Annotated in this window: 6 protein-coding genes and 1 pseudogene (1 of these 7 cut by a window edge); 5 read left to right on the top strand and 2 right to left on the bottom strand. The window is 34.2% G+C overall.

Going from position 1 to position 8,131, the window contains the following annotated elements:
- Window positions 1-112 precede the first annotated feature (112 nt).
- From COX77_04575 to COX77_04560, 4 genes are all read left to right on the top strand, one after another.
- Entirely contained in the window at window positions 113-1,498 is a 1,386-nt protein-coding gene (locus COX77_04575; GenBank protein PIZ98432.1) for a hypothetical protein, read from the top strand.
- 336 nt (window positions 1,499-1,834) lie between these two features.
- The gene (locus tag COX77_04570; GenBank protein PIZ98431.1) at window positions 1,835-2,716 is read left to right on the top strand and encodes a hypothetical protein; all 882 of its coding nucleotides are present in this window, start codon (window positions 1,835-1,837) and stop codon (window positions 2,714-2,716) included.
- 3 nt (window positions 2,717-2,719) lie between these two features.
- Entirely contained in the window at window positions 2,720-4,291 is a 1,572-nt protein-coding gene (locus COX77_04565) for a hypothetical protein (GenBank protein ID PIZ98430.1), read from the top strand.
- A 12-nt stretch (window positions 4,292-4,303) separates the two neighbouring features.
- On the top strand, window positions 4,304-6,001 hold the full coding sequence (locus COX77_04560) for a hypothetical protein (protein PIZ98429.1): 1,698 nt from the start codon (window positions 4,304-4,306) through the stop codon (window positions 5,999-6,001).
- 108 nt (window positions 6,002-6,109) lie between these two features.
- Here the strand turns inward: COX77_04560 and COX77_04555 are convergent, their stop codons facing one another.
- The gene (locus tag COX77_04555; GenBank protein ID PIZ98428.1) at window positions 6,110-6,457 is read right to left on the bottom strand and encodes a hypothetical protein; all 348 of its coding nucleotides are present in this window, start codon (window positions 6,455-6,457) and stop codon (window positions 6,110-6,112) included.
- 209 nt (window positions 6,458-6,666) lie between these two features.
- On the opposite strand from COX77_04555, the gene COX77_04550 reads away from it, so the two are divergent.
- A complete protein-coding gene (locus COX77_04550; GenBank protein PIZ98427.1) occupies window positions 6,667-7,074 on the top strand; it encodes a hypothetical protein in 408 nt (135 codons plus the stop codon).
- A gap of 192 nt (window positions 7,075-7,266) precedes the next feature.
- Here the strand turns inward: COX77_04550 and gyrB are convergent.
- A pseudogene (gyrB, locus tag COX77_04545) lies at window positions 7,267-8,131 on the bottom strand (DNA topoisomerase (ATP-hydrolyzing) subunit B) (it continues 1,262 nt past the right edge of the window).

The raw sequence follows: 8,131 nt of genomic DNA, 5'->3' as shown, positions 1-8,131 counted from the left end.
CCCGCTAATCTGGTCGCGAAATATACGTGATAATTTCAATAATTACACTCCTTGGGTTCAAGCTTGGTTATCACAACATGATGGTTGGGAGGTATACATACTATTTACTTTAATGTTTCTAATTATTATTAGTGGATTATTGATTACTCATGCTATTACTTTGATTAAAAAATATCGCTATTATTATCGACTATTTATTGTTATTTCATTTATCTTAACCTGGTCATTTATTTTTAAGATTAATTTCTATTTACCGATGGCTAAAGGACCAAGTAGATACTCAATCTTAATCTTAATACTTAGTTTAATATTTAGTTTATTAGTAGTCTTTTATCAAAAAATTGTCACTTTTAACTGGCGTTCCAATATTCTTACTGGTATTGCCGTTACTATTTTGTTACCAATTTGCTTTATTGCCACTGATCAGATAAGCGAATATGATTATACCTATATTTTTACACCAGCCTTAAAAATATTAAATAGCTATACTTTGGCTAATATTTACTTTCAATATGATCTACTACCATCACTGCTGGCAACAGCTTGGCTAAAATTAGGTCTAACTATTAATAATTTTCAAATTTTGGCTCAACTATCTTTCTACCTATTAATAACAAGCATCTTCCTCTTTACTAAAAGATTATTCTTCTATAAAGCTAATGCTTTTTTTCTATTTATCATTTTAATTATTATCAAAATTTACGGTCTCATGCACGATCCGATTGTAATCTTTCAGGTGACTCCCTGGCGATTAGACCTGTGGTTAATATTATTACTCTTAATTTACTGGAAGGGTATCCGTCATTGGTTGATTGGTCTAGCTTTAGCAATACTAATAATAATTAGTAAAAATTTTGGTATTATATATACTATCTGCTATTTTATTTTAATTACGACCGACTGCATTATTAACTTATGGCCAATCCAAAATATCCTTACTGATTGGCGAAACTATTTCAATAAATTACTAATCGTAATTAAGCAATACCTACCTAATGTGATAATAATTATTACTGGAATAATTATCAACTCCTTACTTTTTGGCTCGGTTAATATAGCAGCAGCAGCAGCTTATCGACGAATTGGTCTAGGTTTTATGCCCATTGCTCTTGATTCTTTTTATTGGTATTTACCTATTATCTTTAGCGTCTTAGCCATACTACTAATAAAAAATAGAGAAAAATTACCTAATAAATATTATATCGGTGGTTTATTTTTAATTATTTTCTCCATCGGTAATTCCATCTATTTTTTTGGTCGCAGTCATGAAAATAATATTATTAATATCGCTGCTGTTTTACTCACCACTTTTTTTCTGTTAATTGATTTAATATATTTTACTTGGAGTAAATCAAAATATAATCCCTCCTCTATTAGGAAAACTAATCTAATATTTGGCATCATTCTGATTACTCTGCTACTTCTACATTATGGTCAAAATATTTTGCTTAAATTAGACAAACAGTTGGTTAATATTAGAAAAGGACAAATCATTTAAAAAAATATTTTTACGGAGTCAACAATTTATCAATCGTATTTAACAGAAATAAAAAAAATTTCTAACAACAGCACAAAAATATACTTCTGTATCAGTCGCGATTTCTTTCTTTACTACTATGGCAATTATGATCCTATTGGCTATCAGCAGCCTTATATGACTTGGCTAAAAACAGCTGAATTACAGACATATCTTCAACAACTGCTAAATCAAGGTTATTATCTTGTTTTTGATCAGTCGCCAGATTATACCGCCATCTTACCTTTATTAAATTATAATCAAAAATCTAACTTTGAAGACATTGTCATTGTCTGGAAAAAATAACACTCTAAACTTATGATACAAAAAAAATGCTTATTTTGTCAGGGTCAAAATTTACCACAGTTGATTTATCAACAAAATTTTCGTACCGATCAAATTAATAAAGAAATATTTTCGGCGCGTCGTCAAACCGAACATTGGCACTATCAGCTCTGGCGCTGTCCTTGTTCTGATCTAGTATTCTCATCACCAATCTTTTCACCAGAGGAATTGTCTCATCTCTACCAAGATAGTGATCAAAATTATGATTGGCTTACTCCGTTTATTAATAAAAGTTATTTACAGTATCTAAATAATCTATTAATTACTAACCAACAATGGCACAGTGCTTTAGATATTGGCTGTGGGAATGGTTTTTTCTTATCAGCCTTAGCTTCATACGGTTTTACTGAACTTGCTGGTATTGAACCATCGCAGTCAGCAATAGCTAAAGCCGGGGAACTGGAAGATAAAATTTTTAATGGTTTTATTGAAGATTATCACACGGATAAAACCTTTGACCTAATCACATGCTTTCAAACACTTGATCATGTGTCAAATCCGCAAGAAGTAATAAACAAAACATTTAAATTGCTCAAACCAAATGGCCTCGGTTATTTTATTGTTCACAATGAGCGCGGATTATCACGCTGGTTATTTGGTGAAAAATCACCAATTTATGACGTTGAACATATCTATTTATTTAATAAAAAAAACTTAACTAGGATGATGACGGAGGCTGGTTTTCAGGTACTGAAAGTATTTTCCGTTAAAAACAACTATCCCCTTTCTTACTGGTTGAGTATGAGTCCACTACCCTTTAAAAAACAATTAATTAATTTTTTTACCAAATTTGGTTTGCTTAATAAATTAATTAATCTAAACGCTGGTAATGTTGGTATTTTTATCACTAAGTAATATATGAATTTTTGGTACAAATATAGATGGTCAATAATTCTAACAATCACGCTACTATTTTTTTTATCTCTCTTTTATTGGAATAGTTTGCCTATGCCAATGGAACGTGATGAGGGAGAATATGCTTATAATGCTTGGATTTTCCACAATCAATTAACGCCCTATGAACACAGTTTTTTACAAAAACCACCGCTGATTATCTATACTTATTGGCTAGCTCAACAAATTGGCGGTACTGCTATTTGGGCACCAAGATTACTTAGTATTTTATTCACGCTAGCAACAATTTATTTACTATTTTTAATAGCTAAAAAGCAATTCAGCACGAATATTGCCTGGCTAACAGCTTTAGCAACCATTCCCTTACTATCTTTACCACACTTGACTGCCTTGGCTGCTAATACGGAAAAGTTTATGCTCCTCCCGCTAAGTGGTGTATTATTTTTATATGTTTATTATCAAAGCAAAGAAAGAACATGGACTTATTTATTAGCCGGTGCACTGGGTGCTTTGGCTTTTCTTTATAAACCAATTTGTATTTTACCACTATTTTTTATTTATTTAGTTTGGTTAGGTCAAAACTATCGTTCTGACAAACAAATCAAACCACAATTAATTAACACCTTGTTTATTGCCAGTGGTTTTATACTAACTGTTTTTGTTGCTTTACTTCCCTTTCTTAGTAATAAAGTAGCTCTGCAGAATATGTGGGAACAGGTGATCGTATTTAACAGCAAGTATGCCGCTAGCATGAATCAGCTTTGGTGGGCGCCACTTAAGTATCTAAAAATATTTTGGCAGAATTGGTGGTTGCTAATAATAATTGCCACATTGGGTTTCTTCAGACCAGTCAAAGAATGGTGGTTTTATTTAGTTTTACTGATACTTAGTTGGCTAACTGTCTTTACCTCACCAATTGGTCATTACTACTTATTATTAATGCCTTTTCTCGTAATTTTATTTGCTGGATCTCTGCATTATTGGTTAGAAAAAAGTAAAAAAAGATTTAATATAAATGAGGATAACTATCGAGCTTTAACACTATTAAGCGTTTTTATTATAATTATTAGTTTAGTTCTGCCGATCAAAGAACAATTTACCAAAACACCAACCGAACTTTCACTATGGATTTATGGAGCGGATAAACCCTTTATTGAATCGTGGTCAGTAGCTGAGAAGGTCAAGGAACTGACGACTGATAAAGACAAAATATTTATAGCTGGATCAGAAACGCAAATTTATTTTTTCAGTCAACGCCAATCAGTTAGCCAATTTGATTATACTTATCCTTTTGTTATTGAAACACCATGGCAACTTAACTATCAGCAACAAGGTTTGGACGAGCTACAAAATAATAATCCCAAAGTTATAGTTTACAGCACGTTGCCTGATAGTGGCTTGTGGTCTGAGGGTAATCCGCGTCTATTCATCGATGGCTTAAACAAACTAATTCAAGAAAAGTATCAGCTCGTGGGTGGCTTTGTTCGTGATCAAAACTATGGCTCCTGGCAACAACCGCTAACTACTCAGGAGCAATTTAATAATAGTAGTCTTCTCCTTTTCCTTAAAAAATAGTAAAATCAAAAGATGCTTTGGCTAAAAATAAATAGTTTCATCCAAAATAAATTGCTTATTGGTTGGCGGCCATACTTAGTATTAGCGGTGATCATTCTCTTACTATACGCACCGAGTCTGAACTATGATTATCATTACTTAGATGACAATGTTTTGATTAAAGATAATTTTAGTCGACTAACAGATTTACGATATTTTTATAAATCATTTACCGAAGGGGCTTTTCATTCGCCGAATGGCTCAGAATTGTACTATCGACCACTGCTCAATATCTCTTTTGTCATTGATGCGCTGTGGCACGCAAATTCTTTGTTCTTTTTTCATCTAACTGACATTCTACTCCACATTCTCGTTAGCTGGCTTATTGCCTTAGCTTTAATAGAGTTTAAACTATCTCGTTTACAGTCTTTTCTTTGGGCTTTATTATTCGCTGTTCATCCGATTAATTTACAAGCTATTGCTTGGCTACCGGGTCGCAATGATCCTTTGGTGGCGATTGTGATTCTCGCGGCGCTGATTAATTTTTTACGAGCGATTAATCATAACCGAGCTAAAAACTTTTGGCTGTTTTGGTTTTTTTACTTACTCTCTTTATTTACTAAAGAAACAGCGATTGTCTTTCCAGCCTTGTGTTTACTATATTTATGGTTAATAAAAAAAGAAAAGTTATTTGGTCCCCTATCAATTAAGATTGGTCTGCTCTATGTAATTATTACTATTCCTTGGTGGCTATTACGCAGCTTGGTAATACCAGAACCAATCAGTTCCAGCTATGATATTGCAGCTTCCTTAACTGCTAATGTTTGGGGCATCATACCCTACCTAGGAAAAATCATTTGGCCTTTTAATCTATCGGTTTTTCCGGTATTAACCGATACGCCATTAATTTACGGAATTTTAACAATTGCTTTATTTATTGGTTTGTTTTGGTGGCAAAAGGACAAAAAAAATACTCGTCTAGTCCTCTGGGGATTGGCTTGGTTTTTACTTTTTTTATTACCAGCCTTGATCAGACCACTATCCTCTTTAGCTGATTTTTCTGAACACCGTGTTTATCTACCATTATTTGGCATTATTATTGCACTTTATAGCTTGCAATTAAAGTGGCCAATAAAATTGCAAAAACTGAGCTGGCTAACACCAGTGGTTTATACGACTGTCTTATTAATTTTAATAGTAGTTAATATTGCTCATGCGCCTGTTTACCAAAACAAAATTTCTTTTTGGTCTGATGCCGTTGATAATTCTCCTAATTCCTCTTTCAATCGAAACAATCTAGGCGCCATGTACTACCTGGACGGTCGCTATCAAGAGGCTGCTACCCAGTGGGAGAAAACATTACAGCTCAATCCTAATGAGCCATTAACCAGAAATAATCTGGGTTTACTCTATGCGCGTAGCGGACAATATGCGGAAGCGGAAAAAATGTATTTAGCGGAAAATGCTTTAAACCCCTACTATGACGATGCCTATTTTAATTTAGGACTACTCTATTATGCGCAAAAGAAAGTAGACTCAGCTGTCGCAGCTTGGCAAAAAACCATTGATGTTAATCCGGAAAATTGGGATGCCTATAATAACATTGCCTTTGTTTATTTAGACAATCAAAGAATCGCCGAGGCGCAAAGGTATATTGACTTACTAAAACAAAGAGGTGGGCCAATATTACCGATCTTGCAAGAAGCTATTGATAAAAACCGACAAAAATAATTAATAAAAAAATCACAAAGTGTTTTCAATCTTGCAAGGGGCGACAAATAATAAAAGTCCCATCAAGAATTATCTTGAAAGGACTTTTGATTAAATACATTGACTGATCTAATTAAGCACGAGGTTTTGCACCTTTGCTGGATCAAGCTTGCTTCCACCCTTGGGAAATATGATGCCAAGGCCCAATATCAGCATACTGAATTGGATCCGACCCTCACCAATATCATTCGGACTAATTTTGGCAGATGCTCCTGATGAAGTAATTGGCCAATTTTTCCACGTTCCATTGGTACTATCAAGCTTGGCAACCCAAGAACATCGCAAATTGACATAGCCGTCCTTAAGTTCTATTGACTCAATGCGACCGCGATATACTTCACCTTCCTCATGAGTTTCCAAGTCTCCACCAACAATATCATCTCTTCTAATAACGTCTTCCCATGTTATGGGGCTCATTACGTACTCCTTCTATTGGTTTTACCAGCCAAAATTAACTGGACATACCATTTAATCATACTCTCACACTTTTGTCTATAATGAATCCAAAAAACCATAAAAATGACTTTATCCACAATTTGCTGAACAAAAACTCTAGGTGTATATTGATATTATACCCATTTAAAAAAGTTCGTATAATTATCAATTGTCCCAAATAATTAATTTTTATGCAACCTACTTTTGCGGTAATAGTATTTTATACAAACGACAATAAAATACTCATTCAAAATCGAAAATCTATTAACAAGTACAATTCTAATTGGGGTCTTTTTGGTGGACACCTTAAAGAAGATGAATCTGATTTAGTGGCTGTTATTCGGGAAACTAAAGAAGAGCTAGACATTAATATTAAAGAGGTGGAATTAGAATATCTCGGTACAGTAAAAACACCAGCCGGGCAAGCATACACTTCAATATTTATTTCGCAGTTGAAACTAGATCCTGATAATATAAATGTTCTTGAGGGTGACGGTTGCGAATTGGTTTCTGAAGATCAATGCTCAAAATTAAAATTATCCACTGGTGATATTTTTAGAACAAAATTAATTTTTGATTTTTTAAAGCTAAAAAATTAATTACATCGCACGACAGTACGATATCTTATTCACGTTTACATAACGACAAATGCTCACAAATTTTTACTTCACTTCATTCGTAAAAACTTCGGATAGTAGTAAAGCTATTTAAAATATACTTCTCTTTTTTAGTTTCCCCATCAATAAAACACCGAGTCTTCCTCGGTGTTTTATATAATATAAATAATAATCCTAGATATCCAAATTCTTCACTGACTTGGCTCTGGTCTGAATAAACTTTTTACGTGGGGCAACTTCACCACCCATGAGAATTTCAAATATTTCTTCAGTCTTTTCAATATCATCCACGGTGATTCTTTTTAAAACTCTCGTTTGGGGATTCATGGTTGTTTCCCATAACTGCTCCGGATTCATTTCACCTAAACCCTTATAACGCTGAATTATGGCTTTACCAACTTTCTCGCCAACTCCTCTTTCACCAGCCTTTTCCACTTCTTCTTTTTCCTCAACATCTGTTTCCTCAATAACAACTTCTTTATTTTTATCCAATCCCCATTCTTTCAAGATATTCTGTAATTGTTCATCTTGATAGGCGTAGCGAGCGTCTTTTCCTTTTTGCACGCGGTATAGTGGTGGCTGAGCAACATACAAATGCCCTTGTTTAATCAATTCAGGAAAATAACGATAGAATAAAGTGAGTAATAATGTTCGAATGTGTGCACCATCAACATCAGCATCAGTCATAATAACAATTTTATTGTAACGAAGCTTAGTAATATCAAAATCAGGACCAAAACCAGCACCCAAGGCAATGATTAAGGACTTTAACTCATTATTGGCTAACATCTTGTCAATTCGTGCTCTCTCCACGTTTAATATCTTGCCTCGTAGAGGCAAAATTGCCTGAATTTCGCGGTCGCGACCCTGTTTGGCACTTCCACCAGCACTATCTCCCTCAACGATAAATATTTCGGCTCTTTCTGGCGATCTCGTAGAGCAGTCAGCCAGCTTACCAGGTAAAGCAAAGCCATCCAAAGCACCCTTACGTAAAACTGTATCGCGAGCACTACGGGCTGCTTTGCGAGCCTGAGCAGCT

Source organism: Candidatus Komeilibacteria bacterium CG_4_10_14_0_2_um_filter_37_10, assembly GCA_002793075.1.
Lineage (GTDB): Bacteria > Patescibacteriota > Patescibacteriia > UBA1558 > UBA1558 > UM-FILTER-37-10.
Note: the sequence above shows the minus strand (reverse complement) of the source record. Positions and strands in the feature narration are given on the sequence as shown.